At 64.8% G+C, this 22,495-nt stretch carries 23 protein-coding genes; 8 read left to right on the forward strand and 15 right to left on the reverse strand.

The genetic code is table 11. The annotated features are described in order from the left end of the window. The 12 genes from rplP to rpsL form a co-directional block, all read right to left on the reverse strand. The gene (gene rplP / locus ACR4XJ_RS11790; RefSeq protein ID WP_012611251.1) at positions 1-414 is read right to left on the reverse strand and encodes a 50S ribosomal protein L16; all 414 of its coding nucleotides are present in this window, start codon (positions 412-414) and stop codon (positions 1-3) included. Then, complete coding sequence (rpsC, locus tag ACR4XJ_RS11795) at positions 414-1,055, reverse strand: 30S ribosomal protein S3 (RefSeq protein WP_333506903.1); 642 nt, start codon at positions 1,053-1,055, stop codon at positions 414-416. The genes rplP and rpsC overlap by 1 nt, the downstream gene beginning before the upstream one ends. A 3-nt stretch (positions 1,056-1,058) precedes the next feature. Further along, entirely contained in the window at positions 1,059-1,397 is a 339-nt protein-coding gene (rplV, locus tag ACR4XJ_RS11800; protein ID WP_012611250.1) for a 50S ribosomal protein L22, read from the reverse strand. Positions 1,398-1,409: 12 nt separating this feature from the next. Further along, on the reverse strand, positions 1,410-1,691 hold the full coding sequence (gene rpsS / locus ACR4XJ_RS11805; RefSeq protein WP_007521020.1) for a 30S ribosomal protein S19: 282 nt from the start codon (positions 1,689-1,691) through the stop codon (positions 1,410-1,412). Between the two features lie 9 nt (positions 1,692-1,700). Continuing rightward, the gene (rplB, locus tag ACR4XJ_RS11810) at positions 1,701-2,531 is read right to left on the reverse strand and encodes a 50S ribosomal protein L2 (RefSeq protein ID WP_333506904.1); all 831 of its coding nucleotides are present in this window, start codon (positions 2,529-2,531) and stop codon (positions 1,701-1,703) included. A 3-nt stretch (positions 2,532-2,534) separates the two neighbouring features. Further along, complete coding sequence (gene rplW, locus ACR4XJ_RS11815) at positions 2,535-2,825, reverse strand: 50S ribosomal protein L23 (RefSeq protein WP_333506905.1); 291 nt, start codon at positions 2,823-2,825, stop codon at positions 2,535-2,537. Between the two features lie 11 nt (positions 2,826-2,836). Beyond that, complete coding sequence (gene rplD / locus ACR4XJ_RS11820; protein ID WP_434755388.1) at positions 2,837-3,457, reverse strand: 50S ribosomal protein L4; 621 nt, start codon at positions 3,455-3,457, stop codon at positions 2,837-2,839. Positions 3,458-3,475: 18 nt separating this feature from the next. After that, the gene (gene rplC, locus ACR4XJ_RS11825) at positions 3,476-4,105 is read right to left on the reverse strand and encodes a 50S ribosomal protein L3 (protein ID WP_434755389.1); all 630 of its coding nucleotides are present in this window, start codon (positions 4,103-4,105) and stop codon (positions 3,476-3,478) included. Positions 4,106-4,117: 12 nt separating this feature from the next. Then, positions 4,118-4,435 (reverse strand): 30S ribosomal protein S10, encoded by a 318-nt coding sequence (gene rpsJ / locus ACR4XJ_RS11830; RefSeq protein ID WP_007521013.1) that lies wholly within the window; start codon positions 4,433-4,435, stop codon positions 4,118-4,120. Positions 4,436-5,237: 802 nt separating this feature from the next. After that, positions 5,238-7,313, reverse strand: a complete 2,076-nt coding sequence (gene fusA / locus ACR4XJ_RS11835; RefSeq protein WP_434755390.1) for an elongation factor G — start codon at positions 7,311-7,313, stop codon at positions 5,238-5,240. Positions 7,314-7,331: 18 nt separating this feature from the next. Then, positions 7,332-7,802: a 30S ribosomal protein S7 gene (rpsG, locus tag ACR4XJ_RS11840; protein WP_012611244.1), complete on the reverse strand. Its 471-nt coding sequence runs from the start codon at positions 7,800-7,802 to the stop codon at positions 7,332-7,334. A 15-nt stretch (positions 7,803-7,817) separates the two neighbouring features. Then, a complete protein-coding gene (gene rpsL / locus ACR4XJ_RS11845; RefSeq protein WP_007521010.1) occupies positions 7,818-8,189 on the reverse strand; it encodes a 30S ribosomal protein S12 in 372 nt (123 codons plus the stop codon). A gap of 1,042 nt (positions 8,190-9,231) precedes the next feature. On the opposite strand from rpsL, the gene sat reads away from it, so the two are divergent. Next, positions 9,232-10,518, forward strand: a complete 1,287-nt coding sequence (sat, locus tag ACR4XJ_RS11850; protein WP_333506909.1) for a sulfate adenylyltransferase — start codon at positions 9,232-9,234, stop codon at positions 10,516-10,518. Between the two features lie 191 nt (positions 10,519-10,709). Here sat and ACR4XJ_RS11855 read toward each other — a convergent pair whose 3' ends face one another. After that, the gene (locus ACR4XJ_RS11855; protein WP_434755391.1) at positions 10,710-11,627 is read right to left on the reverse strand and encodes a M48 family metallopeptidase; all 918 of its coding nucleotides are present in this window, start codon (positions 11,625-11,627) and stop codon (positions 10,710-10,712) included. Between the two features lie 91 nt (positions 11,628-11,718). On the opposite strand from ACR4XJ_RS11855, the gene ACR4XJ_RS11860 reads away from it, so the two are divergent. From ACR4XJ_RS11860 to dsrP, 7 genes are all read left to right on the forward strand, one after another. Next, entirely contained in the window at positions 11,719-12,771 is a 1,053-nt protein-coding gene (locus ACR4XJ_RS11860) for a hypothetical protein (RefSeq protein WP_434755392.1), read from the forward strand. A gap of 332 nt (positions 12,772-13,103) precedes the next feature. Next, positions 13,104-13,649: an RsbRD N-terminal domain-containing protein gene (locus ACR4XJ_RS11865; protein ID WP_434755393.1), complete on the forward strand. Its 546-nt coding sequence runs from the start codon at positions 13,104-13,106 to the stop codon at positions 13,647-13,649. Positions 13,650-13,664: 15 nt separating this feature from the next. Beyond that, a complete protein-coding gene (gene dsrM / locus ACR4XJ_RS11870) occupies positions 13,665-14,672 on the forward strand; it encodes a sulfate reduction electron transfer complex DsrMKJOP subunit DsrM (RefSeq protein WP_434755394.1) in 1,008 nt (335 codons plus the stop codon). Between the two features lie 9 nt (positions 14,673-14,681). Continuing rightward, on the forward strand, positions 14,682-16,292 hold the full coding sequence (gene dsrK, locus ACR4XJ_RS11875; RefSeq protein ID WP_434755395.1) for a sulfate reduction electron transfer complex DsrMKJOP subunit DsrK: 1,611 nt from the start codon (positions 14,682-14,684) through the stop codon (positions 16,290-16,292). A gap of 2 nt (positions 16,293-16,294) precedes the next feature. After that, positions 16,295-16,675, forward strand: a complete 381-nt coding sequence (gene dsrJ, locus ACR4XJ_RS11880) for a sulfate reduction electron transfer complex DsrMKJOP subunit DsrJ (RefSeq protein ID WP_012611237.1) — start codon at positions 16,295-16,297, stop codon at positions 16,673-16,675. Continuing rightward, on the forward strand, positions 16,675-17,454 hold the full coding sequence (gene dsrO / locus ACR4XJ_RS11885) for a sulfate reduction electron transfer complex DsrMKJOP subunit DsrO (RefSeq protein WP_434755396.1): 780 nt from the start codon (positions 16,675-16,677) through the stop codon (positions 17,452-17,454). The genes dsrJ and dsrO overlap by 1 nt, the downstream gene beginning before the upstream one ends. An 11-nt stretch (positions 17,455-17,465) precedes the next feature. Beyond that, on the forward strand, positions 17,466-18,629 hold the full coding sequence (gene dsrP, locus ACR4XJ_RS11890) for a sulfate reduction electron transfer complex DsrMKJOP subunit DsrP (RefSeq protein ID WP_333506917.1): 1,164 nt from the start codon (positions 17,466-17,468) through the stop codon (positions 18,627-18,629). Positions 18,630-19,016: 387 nt separating this feature from the next. On the opposite strand, the gene ACR4XJ_RS11895 is transcribed toward dsrP, so the two are convergent. Both ACR4XJ_RS11895 and ACR4XJ_RS11900 read right to left on the reverse strand, forming a co-directional pair. Then, positions 19,017-20,306, reverse strand: coding sequence for an OmpP1/FadL family transporter (locus tag ACR4XJ_RS11895; RefSeq protein ID WP_434755397.1), 1,290 nt, complete (start codon positions 20,304-20,306; stop codon positions 19,017-19,019). Positions 20,307-20,751: 445 nt separating this feature from the next. After that, positions 20,752-22,473 (reverse strand): response regulator, encoded by a 1,722-nt coding sequence (locus ACR4XJ_RS11900; protein WP_434755398.1) that lies wholly within the window; start codon positions 22,471-22,473, stop codon positions 20,752-20,754. Between the last annotated feature and the right edge of the window lie 22 nt (positions 22,474-22,495).

The raw sequence follows: 22,495 nt of genomic DNA on the forward strand, positions 1-22,495 counted from the left end.
CTAGAGGCCCTCCCGCACGACAATGGTCGTCTTGATGGGGAGCTTGTGGGCGGCGCGCGTCAGAGCTTCCTTGGCCAGCTCCAGGCTGACGCCCTTGATTTCGTAAAGCACGCGGCCCGGCTTCACCGGAGCGCACCAGCCCACCGGGGCGCCCTTGCCGGAACCCTGGCGGGTTTCGAGGGGCTTGGCGGTGACCGGATGGTCGGGGAAGATGCGGATCCAGACCTTACCGCCGCGCTTGATGTGGCGCATCATGGCGATACGGGCGGCCTCGATCTGCTGGCTGGACAGCTTGCCGTGTTCTACTGCCTTGAGACCGATATCACCGAAGGAGACAGTGGCGCCGCGGGTGGCCATGCCACGCAGACGGCCCTTCTGCCACTTGCGGAATTTAACCTTTCTGGGGCTCAGCATTACTGTTCTACCTCGTTGTCCAGAATTTCACCCTTGAAAATCCAGACCTTGACGCCGATCACCCCATAGGTGGTGCGGGCCTCGGCAAAACCGAAGTCGATGTCGGCGCGCAGGGTCTGCAGGGGCACGCGACCATCGCGGTACCATTCGGTACGGGCGATTTCGGCCCCGGCGAGGCGGCCGGAACAGGTCACCTTGATGCCTTCGGCGCCGAACTTGCGCGACATGGACACCGTGCGCTTCATGGCGCGACGGAAGGCCACGCGGCGTTCAAGCTGCAGCGCGATGTTTTCGGCAACGAGCTGGGCTTCCACTTCGGGGCGGCGGATTTCGTTCACCTCGATGGAGAACTCGCGCTTGAACTTCCTGCGCAGGTCGCCACGGAGCTTTTCGATTTCCACGCCCTTGCGGCCGATGACGATGCCCGGACGCGCGGTGGAGAGGATCAGCCGCACCTTGCCGCCGGCGCGCTCGATCTCGATCTTGGAGAGACCGGCGTGGTACAGCGTCTTCTTCACGTACTTGCGGATGTTGTGATCCTCGAAGACGAAGCCGGGGTATTCCTTCTTGCTGAACCAGCGCGACTGCCAGTTCTTGTTGTACCCCAGCCGGAAGCCGTAAGGATGTACTTTCTGACCCATAACCTATTCCTGCCCTTCTGCGAGAATCACGGTGATGTGGCTGGTACGCTTCCGGATCTTGGTGGCGCGACCCTGCGCACGCGGAAGAAACCGCTTCCAGGTGGGGCCTTCGTTGATGACGATCTGCTTCACGACCATGGCGTCCACGTCGATGCCGGGCAGCTGCTCGGCGTTGGCGAGGGCGGAACGCAGCACGCCGAAGATGATGTCGGCGGGCTTGTTGGGCGTGAACTTCAGGATATTCATGGCGTCTTCGACAGGCAGCCCGTTCACGTTCTGGGCGACAAGGCGGGCCTTACGCGGCGACACACGCATGAATTTCGCGGTGGCTCTCGATTCCATCGGATTCACCCACTACTTCTTTGCTTTGCTCTTCTTGTCCGCGGCATGCCCGTAGAACGTGCGGGTCGGGGCGAATTCGCCCAGCTTGTGACCCACCATGTTCTCGGTGACGAACACGGGAATGAACTTCTTCCCATTGTGGACCGCGAACGTCAGGCCGACCATCTCGGGAGCGATGGTGGACCGACGCGACCACGTCTTGATGACGCGGCGGTCGCTGTTCGACACGGCCAATTCCACTTTCTTGATCAGATGGTCGTCGATGAACGGACCTTTCTTCAGGGATCTGGGCATGCTCTACTCCTACTTCTGCCCGCGGCGCTTGACGATGAGCTTCGTGGAAGCCTTCTTGCGATCGCGGGTCTTGTACCCCTTGGTGGGCACGCCCCACGGGGTCACCGGATGGCGACCGCCGGAGCTGCGGCCTTCACCGCCACCCAACGGGTGGTCGATGGGGTTCATGGCGACGCCGCGGACCTTGGGACGACGGCCGAGCCAGCGATTGCGGCCCGCCTTGCCCAGCGAGATGTTCTCGTGGTTCACGTTGCCGACCTGGCCGATGGTGGCGCAGCAGGCGGCGAGCACCTTGCGCACTTCGCCCGAGGGCATGCGCAGGAGGGCGTACTTGCCTTCCTTGGCCACCAACTGGGCGTAGGTACCGGCGGCGCGGCAGAACTGGCCGCCACGACCGGGGTAGAGCTCGATGTTGTGCAGCACGGTGCCGACGGGGATGCGGGACATGGCCATGGCGTTGCCGGGCTTGATGTCCGCGCCTTCGCCGGCCTGCACCATGTCGCCCTGCTTGATGCCGAGCGGGGCGAGGATGTAGCGCTTCTCGCCATCCGCGTAGTGCAGGAGGGCGATGCGGGCGGTACGGTTGGGGTCGTACTCGATGTGCGCGACCGTGGCCGCGATGCCGAGCTTGTTACGACGGAAGTCGATGATGCGGTACAGGCGCTTGTGACCGCCACCGCGACGGCGCATGGTCACGCGGCCATTGTTGTTGCGACCGCTTTTCTTGGTCAGCCCCTCGGTAAGGGACTTCTCGGGCGTGCTCCTGGTGACTTCCTCGAAATCCGAGACGGTCTGGAAGCGGCGACCGGGAGATGTCGGTTTCAGCTTGCGAACAGCCATTGCTTACACTCCCTCGAAGAATTCGATTTTTTCGCCGGGAGCCAGGGTCACGTAAGCCTTCTTGCAGCCGGAGATCCGGCCCACGACGCGGCCCTGGCGGACCTTGTCGGCAGGCTTCTTGGTGACGACGTTGACGTCGGTCACCTTGACCTTGAAGGCGGCTTCGACGGCCTTCTTGATTTCGATCTTGTTGGCCCGGGGGTTCACGAAGAACACGACCTGCTGGGCCTGTTCCTTCACGAAGGTGGCCTTTTCGGACACCAGGGGCTTCACGAGAATCTGCGTATAATCCATGACCAACCTCCCTACTTCAGCCTGGCCTGGACAGATTCGACGGCGCCCTCGAACATCACCAGCGTCGGGTGCTTCAGAATCTCGTAGACGCTGAGCTGGTCGGCGGTGATCAGGGTGATGCCGGGAATGTTGCGGGCCGAAAGGGCGAGGGTGGTGTCCGCTTCGGCGGTGATCACCAGGGCCTTTCCGAGGCCCAGGGTGTCGGCCACCTTGGCGAACAGCTTGGTCTTGACTTCGGGCAGTTCGATGCCCTTGACCACCATCAGGTTCTCGCCGGCAAGCCGCGAGCTCAGCGCCATCTTGAGGGCCAGCTGGCGGACCTTCTTGTTGACCTTGAAGCCGTACTCGCGGGGCTGGGGGCCGAAAATGACGGCCCCGCCGCGCCAGATGGGCGAACGGTTCGAACCGGAACGGGCGCGGCCGGTGCCTTTCTGGCGCCAGGGCTTCGCACCGCCGCCGGAAACGAAGGCGCGGGTCTTGGTGGCATGGGTGCCGGAGCGCAGCCCGGCGCGGTGCGCGCGGACCACGAGATTGAGAATCTCAGGCTTCACCTCGACCTCGAACACCTCGGGAGCGAGCGTCAGTTCGCCGGCTTCCTTCTTGTTCTGATCGTATACTTTCACCACAGCCATGTGATCATCCTCATTTCGTTACTGCTTGCGCACCAGGACCAAGCCGTTCTTGGGGCCGGGAACGGCGCCCTTCACCAGAATGACGTTGTCTTCGGCGCGGACGTCGACGATCTCGAGATTCTTGATCGTCACGCGCTCGTCACCCCAGTGGCCGGCCATCTTCTTGCCCTTGAACACGTGGCCCGGGAAGGTGTTGTTACCGATGGAGCCACCGGAACGATGCACCTTTTCGCAGCCGTGCGTGTCCTTGGAACCGGCGAAGTTCCAGCGGCGCATGACGCCCTGGTACCCCTTGCCTATGCTGGTGCCGGTCACCTTCACCTTTTCGCCGGCGGCGAACAGGGACACGGTGAGTTCCTGGCCGACTTCGAATTCGGCGGGCGCTTCCAGGCGGATTTCGCGGAGGTTGCGGAAAAGACCCTTGCCGGCCTTGGCAAAGTGGCCGCGGGCGGGCTTGGTGACGTGCTTTTCCTTGGCTTCCTCGAAGGCGATCTGCACGGCGTCGTAGCCGTCGGTCTCACCGTTGCGGACCTGGATGACCGGACAGGGACCGGCCTGGATGACCGTAACAGCCACGGCGGAACCATCACTGGCGAAAATGCGGGTCATGCCGACCTTGCGACCCAGGATACCCAATTTCTCAGCCATGACTTCCTCTCACTAGAGCTTGATTTCGACGTCCACACCGGCGGGCAGGCTCAGCTTGCCCAGTGCGTCCACGGTCTGCTGCGTAGGCTCGAGGATGTCCATGAGCCGCTTGTGGATGCGCATCTCGAACTGCTCGCGCGACTTCTTGTCGACGTGCACGCTCCGGTTGACGGTGTACTTGTGAATGTTGGTGGGCAGGGGGATGGGACCAGCCACCCCGGCGCCCGTGTTGCGCGCCGTATCCACGATTTCCGCCACAGCCTTGTCGAGGATGCGGTAATCGTAAGCTTTCAGCTTGATTCTGATACGATCACTGCTAACTGTCGTCATTGTTGATTACTCCGTTATCTGGCAAACGTACCCTTGCCGTCCGGCGCCCGACTGCCATGAGGTGAGAGGCAGGCGCCTTGGGCTGCAGAGTTCCTCACGTTCGGTGGCGGCACACCGAGACCCGCCATAAGCATCCGGAGCTACGCGATACCCGGACGCCGCTTCCGCGACGCGGGCACAGGTGGCGCATGACGTCATGGCGGCTTGCCGTCCGGCGGGGGACGGGGTGCCGTGATCTTCTGGGATTCGGAGCGATGGAGAGAAAGGCGGGAGGGGGGCCGGCCGGCACACCCAAAGGCCTTCTCGTTCGCCTCGCGGCGCCGCGTTCGCGGCATCCGTCCGGGAAGATCACCCATGTTGTCGCCAGCCTGGCCCAGGCCGGAGCATGCTCCGGCGAGTGCAGGTGGTCCACAGGGGTCACCGAATAGGGCGCAACGCGCCCCGCACGTACAGTACCTTACAGCCCGCCAACAAGGGGTTAACGACGGACTGGAACGGCATGACATATTTGCGGCATTCGGTAACGCCTGCAAATGTCAAAGCTCGGCTTGCGCCAAACACATCAGGACAGGCTCGACCCGTCCTTCCCCTGCCGTTACAGGGGCCCCCGCCGCTGCGGGGGAACTCGTTTTTCGCACCGGAGAACCGGCGCGAGTGGATTCATTACCCCACCGCCCCGCCCCCGTCAAGAATTTTCAGAAAAAAAAGAGCCCCGGACATGTCGCCCGGGGCTCTGCTTTCTACGGAGACCTTTACCGATGGCTCCGTCCCCGCCGCGAAGGGCAAGGGAGGCAGGTGAAGGTTAGCCCTTCTTCTTCACCACTTCTTCGGCGAGCTGGGCCGGAACCCGCTCGTAGTGGTGGAACTGCATGGAGAAGGTGGCGCGGCCCTGCGTCTTGGAACGCAGGTCGGTGGCGTAGCCGAACATCTCGGACAGCGGCACCTGGGCGCGCACGGCCTGGGAGCCCACGCGGGCTTCCATGTTCTGCACGCGGCCGCGGCGGCCGTTCAGGTCGCCCATGACGTCGCCGAGGTATTCGTCGGGGGTCACCACTTCCACGTCCATGATCGGTTCGAGCAGAACCGGCGAGGCCTTGTGGATGGCGTCCTTGATGGCCATGGAGCCGGTCACGTAGAACGCCTGCTCCGAGGAGTCGACGTCGTGGTACGAACCGAACACCAGGTTGACCTTGATGTCCACGGTGGGGAACCCGGCCAGCACGCCGCTCTTCATGGCGTCCTGGATGCCCTTGTCCACCGGGGCGATGTATTCCTTGGGGATGACGCCGCCGGTGATCGAGTTGACGAACTCGTAGCCCTTGCCGGGGTTCGGTTGGATCTCGATGACCGCGTGGCCGTACTGGCCGCGCCCGCCCGACTGCTTCACGTGCTTCATGTCCGACTTGGACGAGGCGGTGATGGTCTCGCGGTACGCAACCTGGGGCTTGCCCACGTTGGCGTTGACGCTGAACTCGCGGGTCAGGCGGTCGACGATGATCTCGAGGTGCAGTTCGCCCATGCCCGCGATGAGGGTCTGGCCGGTTTCCTCGTCGCCCTTCACGCGGAACGACGGGTCTTCCTTGGCCAGCTTGGCGAGGGCGGCGGACAACGCGTCGCGGTCGGCCTTGGTCTTGGGCTCGATGGCGACTTCGATGACCGGCTCGGGGATGTCCAGCGATTCGAGCACCACGGGGCGCTTTTCGTCGCACATGGTATCGCCGGTGGCGGCCTGCTTCAGGCCCACCACGGCCACGATGTCGCCCGCGCCCGCCCACTTGATCTCTTCACGCTTGTTGGCGTGCATGCGCAGCAGGCGGCCGACGCGTTCCTTCTTGCCGGTGGTCGAGTTCAGCACGGTCATGCCGGACTCGATGAAGCCGGAGTAGATGCGGAAGAAGGACAGGTGGCCGATGTACGGGTCGGAGAACAGCTTGAACACCAGACCGGCCAGGGGTTCCTTGTCGCTGCACTTGCAGACGATGGTTTCCTCTTCGTTGTCCGGATTCATGCCCTTCATCTGTTCGATGTCCAGCGGCGAGGGCAGGAAGGCGACCACCGCGTCGAGCAGCGGCTGCACGCCCATGTTGCGGAAGGCCGAGCCGCAGAACACCGGAACGATGTTGCGGGCGATGGTGGCCTTGCGCACGCACGAGACGATTTCTTCCTCGGTCAGCTCTTCGCCGCCCAGGTACTTCTCGAGCAGGGCTTCGTCCTCTTCGGCCACGGCTTCCACCATGGCGAGGCGCTTCTCCTCGTACAGATCCATCATGTCGGCGGGCACGTCTTCTTCGGTGAACTCCACGCCCTTGCTGGACTTGTCGAACTTGATGGCCTTGCCCCGGATGAGGTCGACCACGCCTTCGAACTTGTCCTCGCTGCCGATGGGCAGCTGGATGGGAATGGGCTTGGCGCGCAGGCGTTCGACCATCATGTCGACGCAGCGGAAGAAGTTGGCGCCGATGCGGTCCATCTTGTTGACGAAGCAGATGCGGGGCACGCCGTAGCGGTTGGCCTGGCGCCACACCGTTTCCGACTGCGGCTCGACGCCTGCGACGGCGTCGAACACGGCCACGGCACCGTCGAGCACGCGCAGCGAGCGTTCGACTTCGATGGTGAAGTCCACGTGGCCGGGCGTGTCGATGATGTTGATGGTGTGGTCCTTCCAGCTGCAGGTGGTGGCGGCGGAGGTGATGGTGATGCCGCGCTCCTGCTCCTGCTCCATCCAGTCCATGGTGGCCGCGCCGTCATGGACTTCGCCGATCCTGTGGGAAACGCCGGTGTAATAGAGGATACGCTCGGTGGTCGTGGTCTTGCCCGCATCAATGTGGGCCATGATCCCGATGTTCCTCTGCCGTTCGAGGGGGACGGTTCTTGACACGATGGGTACTCCGGCGCCCTACCAGCGGTAGTGGGCGAAGGCCTTGTTGGCTTCGGCCATGCGGTGGGTGTCTTCCTTCTTCTTCACGGCGCCGCCGCGACTGTTGAAGGCATCGATAAGTTCGGCGGAAAGCTTCGCGGACATGCCCTTCTCGCCACGCGAACGGGCGTAGTTGATCAGCCAGCGGATGGCCAGCGAGACCTGACGGTCGGGGCGCACGTCCATGGGCACCTGGTAGGTGGCGCCGCCCACGCGGCGGGCCTTCACTTCCAGGTGCGGCTTCACGGATTCGACGGCGCGCTCGAACGCCTTCAGGGGTTCTTCGCCGGTCTTTTCGCCCAGGGTTTCGAGCGACTTGTAGAACAGCTTTTCCGCAACGCCCTTCTTGCCGTCGTACATCAGGCGGTTGATGAAACGGGCGGCCAGCCGGCTGTTGTACACCGGATCGGGCAGAATTTCACGTCTGGGGACGGGACCTTTACGAGGCATCGAAATACTCCCTTGCTATTTGGGACGCTTGGCGCCGTACTTGGAACGGCCCTGGCGACGGTCCTGCACGCCGGCAGTGTCGAGGGTGCCGCGCACGATGTGGTAGCGGACACCGGGCAAGTCTTTCACGCGGCCGCCGCGGATCATGACGACCGAGTGTTCCTGCAGGTTGTGGCCTTCACCGGGAATGTAGGCGGTAACTTCGATACCGTTGGTGAGGCGCACGCGGGCAACCTTACGCAAGGCGGAGTTGGGCTTCTTCGGGGTGGTGGTGTACACGCGGGTGCACACGCCACGGCGCTGCGGGCAGGCCTGGAGAGCGGGGGTCTTCTTCCGCTTCAGCACTGCCTTGCGCTCTTTGCGAATGAGCTGGTTGATAGTGGGCATTCTGCTCCTCCGTGAAAGTGGATCGGAAACAATCGGTAAAGGCGCATGGGCATAGCCCAGCGCCTGACCGTTGTCAAGCAACATGATACGGAGCCCGCCCGATCACCTCCGGGCAGGTTCACGCCGAACGCACGGTCACACGGGCTACCGGACGCGCCGCAAGCGCTCCGGTGGGGCGGGGTTCCAGCAGCCAAGCATCCCCGCAAAATCGCCCACCATGGTCCTGAACCCAATTTCTGTACTCCTTTTCCCACCGATGGACAAGTTTTTTCCATGCAAAACCCCGGGCGCCACGCCTCGGCGCAGGCAGCGCCGAGCAGTGCGAGGCAGTGCCGGGAAGCATGCCCCCACCTTCCGCCCCTTCGCGCGGGGCGGGCACCCACGCCCCTTGTCCCCTCTCGCTCCCCGTGGAGTGAACATATATGTAGGATGCACCCGGAACGGCCGGATTCCGGCGATCCGACGCCCCGCATCCAGCGCAGGGCCCGCCACGCGCGGCGCACGGAACCGGACGCTCCATCGACCGCGCAGACCTTGGTCATTTTATCACAACCAAAATGGTGGACATTCGCCACATTCGGCGGCCAGCCGCCCGCCCCCCCTTTTTCGGCTGCGATTTCACCCGACTGCAAGCCCGGCACACGGCAACTGGGGATACACGGCGGATGCGCCCGCACAGGCGATGGCCCCGCCCCCACGCATCACGACGCCACGCGTTCGCGCACCAGGTCGCCCCGCGCGCCATTCCAACATGGACGCAACGGTCCGCGGCAGCCCCCGGCGCCTTCGTTTCCGCTCCCCGCGCCGCCCGGGTCGCGCACCTGCCCGGGCAAAAGCAATGACCTGACGCTTTTCCACCATTTGCCGCTTGACATTATGTAAAATATTTCACAAGAGGGATTCGTGAACGGCGACATGCACTCCCGAATGCACCGCCGCTTCCGCCCGCTTCTCTCACGAGAACAGCTTTTTTCGTTCGGCGCCGCCCCCGAAGCGGCGCGCCATGGCAACAACACATTCATTCATTTGGAGGATGGAAGGTATGTCCAAGCTGGTTCCCCCTCATGGTGGTAAGGGCCTCGTCTGCTGCCTGCTCGAAGGTGCCGCCCGCGAAGCCGAACTCAAGAAGGCCGCCGGCCTGAAGCAGATCGAAATCAGCTCGCGCGCCAAGGGCGACCTCATCATGATGGGCATCGGCGGCTTCTCTCCGCTGAACGGCTTCATGAAGAAGGCCGACTGGAAGAGCGTGTGCGAAAAGATGACCACCGCCGACGGCACCTTCTGGCCCGTTCCGGTGACCCTCGACATCTCCAAGGAAGACGCCGCCGCCATCAAGGCGGGTGACGAAGTGGCCCTGGTGCGCAAGGGCGAAACCTTCGCCACCATGAAGATCGAAGAACTCTACGAAATGACCGAAGCCGACAAGAAGTGGGAATGCGAACTCGTCTTCAAGGGCGACGGCCCCGACTCCCAGAAGTTCTGGGAAGTGGCGCTCGAAGACCACCCCGGCGTGAAGATGGTCATGGAACAGAAGGAATTCAACGTCGCCGGCCCCGTCAAGGTGCTGTCCGAAGGTGACTTCCCCGTGAAGTTCGCCGGCGTGTACAAGCGCCCCGCCGAACTGCGCGCCGAAATGGAAGAACGCGGCTGGGCCAACGTGGCCGCCCTGCAGCTGCGCAACCCCATGCACCGTTCGCACGAATTCCTGGCCAAGATCGCCATCGAAGTGTGCGACGGCGTGGTCATCCACTCCCTGGTGGGCACCCTGAAGCCCGGCGACATCCCCGCCGAAGTGCGCGTGAAGTGCATCGACACCCTGGTCGAAAAGTACTTCGTGAAGCAGAACGTCATCCAGGCCGGCTACCCGCTGGACATGCGCTACGCCGGTCCCCGCGAAGGTCTGCTGCACGCCACCTTCCGCCAGAACTACGGCATCAACCGCATGATCATCGGCCGTGACCACGCCGGCGTGGGCGACTTCTACGGCATGTTCGAAGCCCAGACCATCTTCGACAAGATCCCCTACGTCAACGAAGCCTGCCCCGAGCCCGGCAAGGCCCTGATCTGCACCCCGCTGAAGATCGACTGGACCTTCTACTGCTACAAGTGCGACGGCATGGCTTCCCTGCGCACCTGCCCGCACGGCAAGGAAGACCGCGTCATCCTGTCCGGCACCAAGCTGCGCAAGGCCCTGTCCGACGGCGCCCCCGTGGCCGACCACTTCGGCCGCGACGAAGTGCTGGAAATCCTGCGCGCCTACTACGAAGGCCTGACCGAAAAGGTCGAGGTCAAGATGCAGCAGGCCGCTTCCGGCTCCGTGATGAAGTAGGCCCCGGCCGCTTCAACGCTCGCTACATCGGGGAGGCGCCGCAAGGCGCCTCCCTTTTTTGCGGATGCCGGCGGGGAGATATCGGAAAACAGTCCGAGTGCATGTTTCCGCAAAAGCAGCATGGCCGCGCCGGAAGAACCCCGGGGCGGCCATGTTTCATTCATGCGGGCGAAAGCGGAATGCCGTGGCCCCTAGCGGGCCCACCACGGCACATGCGACCAGCCCGAACGCAACCCTTCGCGCCATAGGGCGGCATCGGGGTCCACCCTGGCCAGCAGATCATGGAAACGGGGGGAATGGTCCAGATGCACGGTGTGGCAAAGCTCGTGCAGCAGCACGTGGCGGGCCAGGTCGCGCGGCAGGAACAGCAGGCTGGCGTTGCAGCTGATGGTGCCCCGCGCGGAACAGCTGCCCCAGCGGGTCTGCTGCATGCGCACCACGCAGCGCTGGTAGAGGAAGCCGTGCTGCACGGCCAGCCCGTGCAGCCACGGGGCCAGCCGCCGCCGGGCCACCGCGCGCAGCCAGTCGCGCAGCAGGTCCACGGCCACGCCGTCGCCCGCTCCGCCGTCGGGCACGCGCAGGCGCAGGGCGGCGTCCACCTCGCGCAGTTCCGGGCGCATGCCTGGCGCAAGGGGCGCGCGGATCACGGCATAACGGGCCTGCACGGCGGGCAGGACCACCTCTGCGGGCACGCTGCGGATGCCGTGCGGCCCGAGAAACGCCCCGCCGCCGGGAGTTCCACCGGGGGTGATTGCATCGCCCTGCCCCCCCACGGGACCTGGCACTGGCTCGGCCAGCCCGGCCCGCAGCAGGGCGCGCACGATCCACGTCCGGTGCCGTTCCAGCACTTCCGGTATGCGCGTGGCGCTGAAGCCGGGCGGCACCACCACCTCCAGCCCGCGCCTGGGCACGATGCGCAGCCGCACCCGCCTGGCGCGCGGACTGGTGCGCACGTCGTGCCGGGGGGGCCAGGCCACTTCGGGCGATGGCGCATCGGCCAGTGCGTCGTGCCCCGCATCGGGCACGGCGTCCGGTCCGGCGTCGGGCCCTCCCGAACCGATACCGGCGAACCGCCGCATCAGGTCCTTCAATGGAATCATGGGGCTCATGGGACGGGTCTTTACCTGTGCCTGTTTACCGCATACTATCGCGTCGCCTCGGGCTGGCCTTACCGCAAGACCCGCACTGGAGATTCGAGACATGCTCGCGTCCAATCGTTCCGCCCCCATCTGGGGCGGCTTTCTGCTCGCCGCGCTGGGCGCGGCGTTCTGCGCCTGGGCCGCCATCGCCCCGTCCGAGTCGCTCTGCGTCAGCACCGGCTGTTCGTTGTACAGCAACCTCACGGTATTGGGGCTGCCCCTGTGGTGGTACGGCACCGGGGCGTTCTCGCTCCTAGCCCTGTTCTGCATCTTCGGCAAGCAGGGCGCCGCGCGCGGGTTCGTCTGGCTGATGCTGGCGGCGGACACGGCGCTGCTGGCCCTGATGGCCCTTACCGCCCCCTGCGCGGCCTGCCTGGTGGTGGCCGCGCTCATCGCGGGCGCCTTCGTGGCCATCCCTGCCGAACCCCGCCGCGACCGGCAGCAGCGCATCTCCATCCTGCTTCTGGCATGGGGCGGCCTGTTCTTCGCCAACGGAACGGCCCTGGCCACCGAACGCATGGGGACATGGAACCTCCAGGGACCGGAAAACGCCCCCGTCACCCTGTACTTCTCTCCGTCGTGCCCGGCCTGCCGCCAGGCCATCGCCGCCCTGGCCAACGCGGCCCCGGACACCGTGGCCTACCGCCCGGTGGCCGAAAACGACGACGACATCCCGGCCATCGAACAGATGCGGCGTGACGTCGAACAGGGCACGCCCGTGGCCGAGGCCCTGCGCAAGGTGGTGGAAACGCCCCCCGCCCCTGCCATGTCCCTGTTCGAGCAGGCCCGCCTGCGCTGGAAGCTGCTGCGCAACAAGGCCCGCGTGCTGTCCACCGGCGCGGACCGGCTGCCCGTGATGCTCATGTCGGGCATGCCCCGCCTGCCCTTCGGGCACGCAGCGGACGGCGCATCGCCGTCCCCGGCCTCGCGTCCCGCCGCCCCCCAGCAGGGACCGTCCTCCCCGGTGCAGGGCCAGGGCGGCAAGCCCGCGGCCGGTCCGGGAATTGGGCCGGGAGCCGGGCCAAGCGCCGGGCAGGACTCCGCCCTGCCGTTCCTGAGCAACGACTTCGCGGGGTGCGCCCAGACGCCCGCCAGCAACGCCACCTGCGACTAGGCTTCACGCGGGGTTTCGCCGCCCTCGGCCTTTCCATGCCTCGGGCACGCGCCACAGGCCGGGCGCATGGGCTGGACATCACCTTTCCTCACGGGTCGGCATATAGATTGATCAGCCAATCAGAAGCTGCATGATTTGTTGACGTTTCGGGTGTTTCAGACTATGTGAAAAAAATCATTTTTTCAGACATCGCACCCGCGCGCGCCGTGCACGGGGTCTGCCCGGGGAGGCGTCGCATCCCCCCTTTTCGCTTGGACAAAGCGAAAAAAACGCCGTATAGGGGGGTGCGCCGCCAGAGGCGTGCCCGCCAACCACAACGGCAAAGAGTTCACATGACCATCCGGAATCTGCTCGTCGAGCACAAGGACGCCATCATCCACAAATGGATAGACGCCATGTACGGCACCTATCCGTTTGATACCGTCGGGTTCCTGCGCAGCAGCAGGGACCAGTTCTCCAATCCCGTGGGGCACACCACGGCGGCCTCCGCGGTGGTCATCTTCGACGCCGTGGCCGGCGACGACGTGGACGACGCCCGCCTTTCCGAGGCCATAGAGGATGTCATCCGCATCCGGGCCATCCAGAATTTCACCCCCGAGCAGGCCGTGGGCGTGCTGTTCGTGCTGAAGACGGTGATCCGCCAGATGTTGCGGTCCGCCATCGTGCAGCACGGGCTGCACGACGCCCAGTTGGAGGTGGAATCGCGCATCGACACCGTGGCGCTCCTGGCCTTCGGCAAGTATGCCGCCTGCCGCGAACGCCTGCACATGATGAAGGTGGACGACTTCAAACGTGGATACGCCCAGCTCCTGCGCAGGGCTGAACGTATATTGGACAAGCCGGTAGGGGAACCGGACACGCAGAAACCGATAGCCTAGCAGCGAGGTAACGGAATGTTCATTTCACTTTTAGCGGTCATTGCGCTGGGTTGCATCGCCTGGCTGGGAGCGGCCTCAGGCTTCCAGTACCTTATCGGGGTGGTGTTGCCGTATGCCGCGGTGCTCGTGTTCATCGGCGGTTTCGTCTGGCGGATCGTGGACTGGGCCAAGTCGCCCGTGCCCTTCCGCATCCCGACCACGGCCGGCCAGCAGAAGTCGCTGGACTGGATCAAGCCCGCCCGGCTCGACAGTCCCTTCACCACCGCCGGCACCGTGGGGCGCATGCTTCTCGAAGTGCTGCTGTTCCGGTCGCTTTTCCGGAACACTTCGGTCGAAATCCAGAAAGGCCCGCGCGTGGTCTACTATTCGGCCAAGTGGCTGTGGCTTTTCGCGCTGCTGTTCCACTACTGTTTCCTGCTCATCTTCATCCGGCATTTCCGGTTCTTCCTCGAGCCGGTGCCCTTCGCCCTGACGGCCATCGAATTCGTTGACGGCATCATGCAGATCGGCGTGCCCCGCATGTTCATGTCCGACGTGCTGGTGGTGGCCGCCCTGGGCTTCCTGCTGGCCCGCCGCCTGTTCAGCGAGAAGATCCGCTACATCTCGCTGGCCAACGACTACTTCCCGCTGTTCCTGCTGCTGGGCCTCGTGGGCAGCGGCATCTGGATGCGCTACTTCGCCAAGGTGGACATCGCCGCGGTCAAGGTGTTGACCATGGGCCTCGTGACCATGAATCCCGTGCTGCCCGAAGGCATCGGCGCGGCGTTCTTCATCCACATCTTCCTGCTCTCGTGCCTGCTTGCGTACTTCCCGTTCAGCAAGCTGATGCACATGGGGGGCGTCTTCCTCAGCCCCACGCGCAACCTGCCCAACAACACGCGCGCGGTGCGCCACGTGAACCCCTGGAACCCGCCCAAGAAGTACCGCACCTACGCGGAATACGAGGACGAGTTCCGGGAACTGATGGAAGAGGCGGGGCTGCCTGTCGACAAAACCTCTGAAGAAGCCGCTGCCGCCGAGTAAGGAGCCGACATGTCCAAACTGCCAACTCCCGACAAGCTGATCGCGACCATCCCCGCCTTCCCCATGGAAGGGTGGATGGACACCAAGCCGGACTTCAAGCCCGGCACGTGGTGCTATCCGGCCAAGGTCGAAAACATGCGGGCCCTCGGCATGCCGAACCCGCACGAGTGGTCGGCCGACCAGGAAGACTGGAACCTGCCGGAGAACTGGGAAGAGATCATCTACGAGGGCCTCAAGGAGCGCTTGGCCAAGCACCGCTCGCTCAAGGTCTTCATGGACATCTGCGTGCGCTGCGGCGCCTGCGCCGACAAGTGTCACTTCTTCATCGGCACGGGCGACCCCAAGAACATGCCCGTGCTGCGCGCCGAGCTGCTGCGCTCGGTGTACCGCCGCGACTTCACCACGGCGGGCAAGCTGCTGGGCAAGCTGGCCGGCGCCCGCAAGCTGGACAAGGACGTCATCAAGGAGTGGTTCTACTACTTCTACCAGTGCACCGAATGCCGCCGCTGCTCGCTGTTCTGCCCCTACGGCATCGACACGGCGGAAATTACCGCCATCGCGCGCGAACTGCTGCACGAGCTGGGCCTTGGCATCCACTGGATCATGGAGCCGGTGTTCAACTGCAACCGCACCGGCAACCACCTGGGCATCCAGCCGCACGCCTTCAAGGAAATCGTCGAGTTCCTCTGCGAGGACATCGAAACGGTGACCGGCATCAAGATCAACCCGCCCTTCAACGAAAAGGGCCACGAGATCGTGTTCATCACGCCCTCGGGCGACGTGTTCGCCGACCCCGGCATCTACACGTTCATGGGCTACCTGATGCTGTTCCACGAAATCGGGCTGGACTACACCCTGTCCACCTACGCCTCGGAAGGCGGCAACTTCGGCTCGTTCACCACCTTCGACATGGCGAAGAAGCTGAACGCCAAGATGTACGCCGAAGCCGAGCGCCTGGGCTCCAAGTGGATCCTCGGCGGCGAATGCGGCCACATGTGGCGCGTGGTGCACCAGTACATGGACACCTTCAACGGCCCCACCCCGCCCAAGATGGAAGTGCCCAAGTCGCCCATCACCGGCACGGTGTTCAAGAACGCGGCGTCCACCAAGATGGTGCACATCGCCGAGTTCACGGCCGACCTGATCAAGCACAACAAGCTGCGCCTCGACCCCAGCCGCAACGACCACCTGACCGTGACCTTCCACGACTCGTGCAACCCGGCGCGCGGCATGGGCCTGCTCGAGGAACCCCGCTACGTGCTCAGGAACGTGTGCAACAACTACGTGGACATGCCCGAGAACACCATCCGCGAGCAGACCTTCTGCTGCGGCGGCGGTTCCGGCCTGAACACCGACGAAATCATGGAAATCCGCATGCGCGGCGGCCTGCCCCGCGGCAATGCCCTGCGGTACGTGCAGCAGAAGCACGGCGTGAACACCATGGCCTGCATCTGCGCCATCGACCGGGCCACCCTGCCCCCGCTGGCCAACTACTGGGCCCCCGGCGTCACGGTCTACGGTACCCACGAGCTGGTGGCCAACGCCCTCGTGATGCGCGGCGAACAGAAGCGCACCATGGACCTGCGGCAGGAAGAACTGCCCGGTATGGAGGATGAATAACCATGTATAACGGCAAATACATCATCCCCGGCATCGTGATCTTCGTCGGGCTGTTCACCTTCCCCTTCTGGTCCAACCTGCTGACGCCCAAGTATGAGCGTCCGCAGCTGGCCATGCCCGCAGACCAGAAGGAATGCATCGAACCGGCCGAATACATGCGCGCCGAGCACATGCACATCCTCGACGTGTGGCGCGACCAGGCCCTGCGCGAAGGCAAGCGCGCCTATGTCGCCTCCAACGGCAAGGTCTGGGACATCAGCCTGCAGAACACCTGCATGAAGTGTCACGCCAACAAGGCCGATTTCTGCGACAAGTGCCACAACTCCAACAGCGTGAGCCCCTACTGCTGGGATTGCCATGTGGCGCCGAGGGGGAACCAGTAATGAGCACCACCAGAAGACAATTCCTGAAGATCGCCGGGCTTGCCGCCTTCGGCCTTGGCACCTCGAGCGCGCTGGACGCGGCTGACGCGGTCGCCAAGGACATGCCGGGCGCCAAATACGAAGTGGGCGAAAAGCACCTGGCCGCCAAGCGCTGGGCCATGGTCATCGACACCCGCAAGCTGGAATCGCGCGAGGACTTCGAGCGCATCATCCACGCCTGCCACACGGTCCACAACGTCCCCTCGATTCCCAACAAGCAGGAAATCAAGTGGATCTGGACCGACAAGTACGACCGGGTGTTCACCGACGACATGAGCCAGCACCTGTCCCCCGCCGTGCGCGAAAAGGACTACCTGCTGCTCTGCAACCACTGCGAGAACCCGCCCTGCGTGCGCGTGTGCCCCACCAAGGCCACCTTCAAGCGCGCCGACGGCATCGTGGTCATGGACTACCACCGCTGCATCGGCTGCCGCTTCTGCATGGCCGGGTGTCCGTACGGCGCGCGCAGCTTCAACTTCGGCGATCCGCGCCCCTACCTGAAGGACGTGAACCCCGCGTTCCCCACCCGCATGCGCGGCGTGGTGGAAAAATGCACCTTCTGCTCGGAGCGGCTTGAGGTGGGCCTGCAACCCGCCTGCGTCGAAGCCTCGAACGGGGCCATCCTGTTCGGCGACCTCGACGACCCGAACTCGCCGGTGCGCAAGGCCCTTGCCGAGAACTTCAGCATTCGCCGCAAGCCCTCCATCGGGACCCAGCCCGGCGTCTACTACATCGTGTAGGAGGAGAAGCCATGATCGAGAAGGTTCTGAAAGGCTCCCCGGCGTTCTACATCTGGCTGCTCTTCCTTGGCGGCATCGCGAGCCTGGGCGTCTTCGCGTACATCTTCCAGTTGAAATACGGGCTGACCATCACCGGCATGAGCCGCGACGTTTCGTGGGGGCTGTACATCTCGCAGTTCACCTACTTCGTCGGCGTGGCGGCCTCGGCCGTGATGCTGGTGCTGCCCGCCTACTTCCACCACTACAAGAAATTCAAGAAGATGATCATCCTCGGCGAGTTCATGGCGATCTCGGCCGTGCTGATGTGCATGCTCTTCATCGTCACCGACATGGGGCAGCCGCAGCGCATGCTGAACGTCATCCTGCACCCCACGCCGAACTCCATCATGTTCTACGACATGATGGTGCTGATGGGGTACCTGTTCATCAACGCGCTGGTCGGCTGGGTCACCCTTGAAGCCGAGCGCCACGACGTCGACCCGCCCAAGTGGATCAAGTTCTTCATCTACCTGTCGGTGGTGTGGGCGTTCTCCATCCACACCGTCACGGCCTTCCTGTACGCGGGCCTGCCCGGCCGCCACTACTGGCTGACGGCCATCATGGCCGCCCGCTTCCTGTCCTCGGCCTTCGCCTCCGGTCCGGCCATCCTGCTGCTGCTGGTCATCGCGCTGCGCCGCCTGACCGGGTTCGATCCGGGCCGCGAAGCCATCCAGACCCTGACCAAGATCATCACCTACGCCATGGCCATCAACGTGTTCTTCTTCCTGCTGGAAGTGTTCACGGCCTTCTACAGCGGCATGCCGGGTCACCAGCACCCGCTCACCTTCCTGTTCGTGGGCCACGACGGCCACGCCTCGTGGGTGGTGGGCTGGATGTGGACGGCCGCCGTGCTGGCCATCCTGTCGCTGTGCCTGCTCATTCCCCCGCAGATCCGCGACAACGAGCGCGTGCTGCCGTGGGCGCTGGGCATCCTGGTCATCGCCAGCTGGATCGACAAGGGCCTGGGCCTGCTGATCGGCGGCTTCACCCCCAACCCCTTCGAGACGGTGACCGAGTACGCGCCCACCTTCCCGGAAATCATCGTCACCGTGGGCATCTATGCCATCGGCCTGATGGTGCTTTCCGTGCTGTGGAAGATCGCCCTCGACGTGAAGAAGGAAGCGGGCACCTTCTAGCCCCCTGCCTTCACCCTGCCTGATTGCAAGGGCCCGCGCCGGATGGTGCGGGCCCTTTTGCATGCCCTCGAGTGAGCGAACCCCAAGCTCGGGACGGCACCGTGGATGCGGCACCGGAAAGCACGCCGGAAGGCCACGGATGGGGGCGCAACGGTCCCGGCGCTACACCGGCCAAGCGCATTGGCGGGATTTCCTGTACGGTCCCATGGCCCGCCGTGCCCTCCCCCCCGCAGCCCTCACCTCGCCTGCCCACCATGATCGGGACGTCTCCACCAGCGGGCCTCCGGCCCTCCTCGCCTTGCCGCGCGCTACCCTGCCCCCACACCCGGAAACGCAAAAGGGCCGCCCCCGGAGGAGCGGCCCCATGCATGCGAGGAAAGGCCGGGACTAGAACTGGTAGCCCAGCGAAAGGCCGAACACGTGGGTGCGGCCGTCGCGCGAGGAACCCTCGTAGATGCCGCCGCCCTGGTTGTCGTATTCCGCGTCGGAAGCCACGATGTAGGTATAGGACAGGTCCACGGTGTAGCTGTCCCAGTGGAAGCCGGTGCCCACGCTGTACAACTGGCGGTCGTCGGTGGGGATCAGGTAGTCGATCTTGCCGCTGCGGGCCGGGGATTCGTCGTAGATGAAGCCGGCGCGCAGGTCCATCCACGGGGTGGCCGCATATTCCACACCGATGCTGTAGCGCCACGCGTCGCGCCAATCCTTCTCCTGGTTCACGAGCCTGCCCGCGCCTGCATAGAAGGGCGGTTCATGATAGATGGGCAGGTTGTCGTACAGCGACCAACGGGTCAGCAACGCGCCCACTTCGATGCTCAATTCGGGGATGGGGGTGTAGGACACACCGAAGGCGATCATGTCGGGCAGGGTCACGGAGCCCTTCACGTCGCAGTCGGCGTAAATGGCGCGCAGTGTGGGGTTGCTGGCGATAAGCGGATCGAAGGAGAAGGAGTTGGTGCCCTCAGCGTCCTGTTCCACTTGGCTCTTGTAGCTTACGCCGGCGGCCCACTGGTCGTTGAACTGATAGTGCAGACCGGCGGTAAGGCCCCAGCCGTAGCTGTCGGCCTCAAGGTTCGAATCGACGTCCAGGCCGGAAGAGGCAGGGTTCGGATTCGTGGGGTCCGGGCCGTAACTCTTCTTGTCCATGTTCAGCTTCAAGGTCATGAACTCGACGCCCACGGCGGCGGACAGCTTGTCGGTGAGCTTGAACGCGATGTTGGGATTGTAGGAGATGGTCTGGATTTCGGCGTTGTAGATGTTGTAGCGGCCGGCCCAGTTCTTGTCGTCGTATTCCGTGCCCAGGCCGAAGCGGGTGTAGATGCCCATGCCCAGCCACAGGTTGTCCTTGAGCTGGGTGGTCAGGTAGCCGTGCGGGGGCGTCCACACGTTGTCGGCGCCTTCGCCGGTGTAGGTCCGGCCGCCGTAGTTCACGTCCACCTTGGCACTGGGGATGATGGCGCTGACGCCAGCCATCACCTGGGTGCCTTCCAGCTGGGTCATCAGGGCCGGGTTGTAGGCCACGGCCGAGGCATCGGGCTTGCGGGCCATCATGGTGCCGCCCAGCGCGTTGCCGCGCGCGCCCCATTCGTACAGGGCAAAGCCCTCGGCCTGCGCGGTGCCCGCCAGGGCGGTGCACACCAGCAGACATGACACAGCCAACGATTTCAGTCGCTTCATGGATCTCCCCTAGATGTTTTGTATGCCTGCCGCCAAACGATGCACACGCGCGAAGAGAGTCCCCCGGCGCGGCAACCCGTCCAAGGGAGAACACACGGAACGTTCCGACGTTTTCAGGCAGAATGACGATTGCCGTTCCCCCGCGCGTTCCCTCTCGGCCAGCGGCCGAACGCACGAACCGGGGCACGGCACCCCTTAAGCACAATCGGTTTTAGCTATACGATTCGTCAACGATTTGCAACCATTCGGAAACACCTCGGAAACACGGCGGAAGTGGCGCTCGCGCCGGACACGGCGGCGCTGCACGCCCTGGCCCACGCCGCATCCTGCCGCGCCCGCCACGCGCCAAACGCACCAGGGGCGCGGAGCCCGGACCCGTCGTCCGTTCCCCGCGCCCCCGGCACGCGTGCACCCTGCACACGTCATGCGTGACGGCGGTGTTCCGTTATTCCGGCCCGTCCAGCGGTGTGTCCAGCAGGCCCCGCGCGCCCAGCACGTCCTCTATCTCGGCCACCAGACAGCCGAAATCCACGGGCTTAGAGACATAGCCGTCCATGCCCTCGGCCAGGAACCGCTCCCGGTCCCCGGCCATGGCATGGGCGGTCATGGCGATGACCGGCACCCGGACCTGGCCGCCCCTGCGGCCACGCAACGCCCGCACCGTCTCCAGCCCGTCCATCTCGGGCATCTGGATGTCCATCAGCAAGAGGTCGCAGGGTTCGCGCTCCAGCCCGGCCAGCACTTCGATGCCGCTGGACACGGTGATGACGTCGTGGCCCATGCGCTCGAAGAAATAGACCGCCAGCTTGCGGTTGATCACGTCGTCCTCGGCCACCATGATGCGCAGCCGCCGGTTCACGCCACGGATCACCGGCAGGCTGGCGTCGCGCGGGCGGGGAGCGGCCGATTCACCCACGGCGAAGCGCATGGTCAGCACGAAGGTGCTGCCCGCGCCCTCCTGGCTGCGTACCGCGATGTCGCCCCCCATCATCCGCGCTATCTCGCGCGAGATGGCAAGGCCAAGCCCGGCGCCACCGTACTTCTTGGTCAGGAAATTCTCGGCCAGGGTGAACGGCTCGAAGATGCGTTCCCACTTTTCGGGCGCGATGCCCACCCCGGTGTCCTCCACGGTGACGCGCAGCGTCACCGAGCCCGCCGGGTGCCCGGAACGGACGCCAGCGCCGGCCGCGGGCGCGTCCTGCCGGCCGGCGTCCAGTTCCACGGACAGGGAAACCCCGCCCACCTCGGTGTACTTGATGCCGTTGATGACCAGGTTGGTCAGCACCTGGCGCAGCCGGGCGGCGTCGCCCACCAGCCGGTCGGGCACCTCGGGGGACACGTCGCAGGCCAGGGTCAGGTTCTTCCAGCGGGCCTGCACGTCCAGCACGCGGACCAGGTCGCCCACGGTTTCGCGCAGGTTGAACGGGGCCTCGTTGAGGGCGATGCGCCCAGCCTCGATGCTGGACATGTCCAGCAGGTTGTTGACGATGGCCAGCAGGTCCAGCCCGGCCTGGCGCACCATGCCCAGGCATTCCTCCTGCTCGCCGGCGGGTCCGGCGGCCAGCAGCAGTTCGGTAAGCCCGATGATGCCGTTGAGCGGGGTGCGCAGTTCGTGGCTGATGTTGGCGAGAAATTGGGTCTTGGCCCGGTTGGCCGATTCCGCCTCCACCCGGGCCTGCTCTAGTTCGCGGGTGCGCAGGGCCACCTCTTCGGCCAACCGCTCGTTGTAGCGGCGGTTTTCGGCGCGCAGCCGCCCCTGCTCGATGGCCAGGCGCACCCGGTGGCCCAGCACGTCCAGATCCATGATGGGCTTGAGGATGAAATCCCACGCGCCGCGGCGCACCGCCTCTATGGCGTCCTGCATGACCCCTGTGCCGGACACCACGATGGTGGGCATGTCCGGCCGCTCGGCCGTCAGTTCGCGCAGCACGTCGAGCCCGTCGATGCCGGGCATGCGCAGGTCCACCAGCACGGCGTCCGGCTGCACCGCGCGCACCAGATCAAGGCCGGTGCGGCCGTCGGTGCCCTCGTGCACGTCGTATCCCAGGTCTTCGAGATAGGCGGTGATGCTGCGCCGCACCACCGTGTCGTCGTCGATGACGACCACCTTGGGGGGCGCTGGGGGGACAGGAGGAGCAGAGAGGGCGGGGGCTTTGCGCTCAGGCATGGCGTCCCCCTCGCGCCACCGC

It is taken from the genome of Nitratidesulfovibrio sp. D1, assembly GCF_051133415.1.
GTDB lineage: Bacteria > Desulfobacterota > Desulfovibrionia > Desulfovibrionales > Desulfovibrionaceae > Cupidesulfovibrio.

Excerpts from the sequence above, each read along its gene's own strand:
- rpsJ (WP_007521013.1), bottom strand. The coding sequence starts at position 4,435 with ATGACGACAGTTAGCAGTGATCGTATCAGAATCAAGCTGAAAGCTTAC.
- rpsG (WP_012611244.1), bottom strand. The coding sequence starts at position 7,802 with ATGCCTCGTAAAGGTCCCGTCCCCAGACGTGAAATTCTGCCCGATCCG.
- ACR4XJ_RS11865 (WP_434755393.1), top strand. The coding sequence starts at position 13,104 with ATGACCATCCGGAATCTGCTCGTCGAGCACAAGGACGCCATCATCCAC.
- rplB (WP_333506904.1), bottom strand. The coding sequence starts at position 2,531 with ATGGCTGTTCGCAAGCTGAAACCGACATCTCCCGGTCGCCGCTTCCAG.
- rpsC (WP_333506903.1), bottom strand. The coding sequence starts at position 1,055 with ATGGGTCAGAAAGTACATCCTTACGGCTTCCGGCTGGGGTACAACAAG.
- rplP (WP_012611251.1), bottom strand. The coding sequence starts at position 414 with ATGCTGAGCCCCAGAAAGGTTAAATTCCGCAAGTGGCAGAAGGGCCGT.
- dsrK (WP_434755395.1), top strand. The coding sequence starts at position 14,682 with ATGTCCAAACTGCCAACTCCCGACAAGCTGATCGCGACCATCCCCGCC.
- ACR4XJ_RS11895 (WP_434755397.1), bottom strand. The coding sequence starts at position 20,306 with ATGAAGCGACTGAAATCGTTGGCTGTGTCATGTCTGCTGGTGTGCACC.
- dsrO (WP_434755396.1), top strand. The coding sequence starts at position 16,675 with ATGAGCACCACCAGAAGACAATTCCTGAAGATCGCCGGGCTTGCCGCC.
- ACR4XJ_RS11900 (WP_434755398.1), bottom strand. The coding sequence starts at position 22,473 with ATGCCTGAGCGCAAAGCCCCCGCCCTCTCTGCTCCTCCTGTCCCCCCA.
- rplD (WP_434755388.1), bottom strand. The coding sequence starts at position 3,457 with ATGGCTGTGGTGAAAGTATACGATCAGAACAAGAAGGAAGCCGGCGAA.
- sat (WP_333506909.1), top strand. The coding sequence starts at position 9,232 with ATGTCCAAGCTGGTTCCCCCTCATGGTGGTAAGGGCCTCGTCTGCTGC.
- rpsL (WP_007521010.1), bottom strand. The coding sequence starts at position 8,189 with ATGCCCACTATCAACCAGCTCATTCGCAAAGAGCGCAAGGCAGTGCTG.
- rpsS (WP_007521020.1), bottom strand. The coding sequence starts at position 1,691 with ATGCCCAGATCCCTGAAGAAAGGTCCGTTCATCGACGACCATCTGATC.
- dsrP (WP_333506917.1), top strand. The coding sequence starts at position 17,466 with ATGATCGAGAAGGTTCTGAAAGGCTCCCCGGCGTTCTACATCTGGCTG.
- rplC (WP_434755389.1), bottom strand. The coding sequence starts at position 4,105 with ATGGCTGAGAAATTGGGTATCCTGGGTCGCAAGGTCGGCATGACCCGC.
- dsrM (WP_434755394.1), top strand. The coding sequence starts at position 13,665 with ATGTTCATTTCACTTTTAGCGGTCATTGCGCTGGGTTGCATCGCCTGG.
- ACR4XJ_RS11860 (WP_434755392.1), top strand. The coding sequence starts at position 11,719 with ATGCTCGCGTCCAATCGTTCCGCCCCCATCTGGGGCGGCTTTCTGCTC.
- rplW (WP_333506905.1), bottom strand. The coding sequence starts at position 2,825 with ATGGATTATACGCAGATTCTCGTGAAGCCCCTGGTGTCCGAAAAGGCC.
- rplV (WP_012611250.1), bottom strand. The coding sequence starts at position 1,397 with ATGGAATCGAGAGCCACCGCGAAATTCATGCGTGTGTCGCCGCGTAAG.
- dsrJ (WP_012611237.1), top strand. The coding sequence starts at position 16,295 with ATGTATAACGGCAAATACATCATCCCCGGCATCGTGATCTTCGTCGGG.
- ACR4XJ_RS11855 (WP_434755391.1), bottom strand. The coding sequence starts at position 11,627 with ATGAGCCCCATGATTCCATTGAAGGACCTGATGCGGCGGTTCGCCGGT.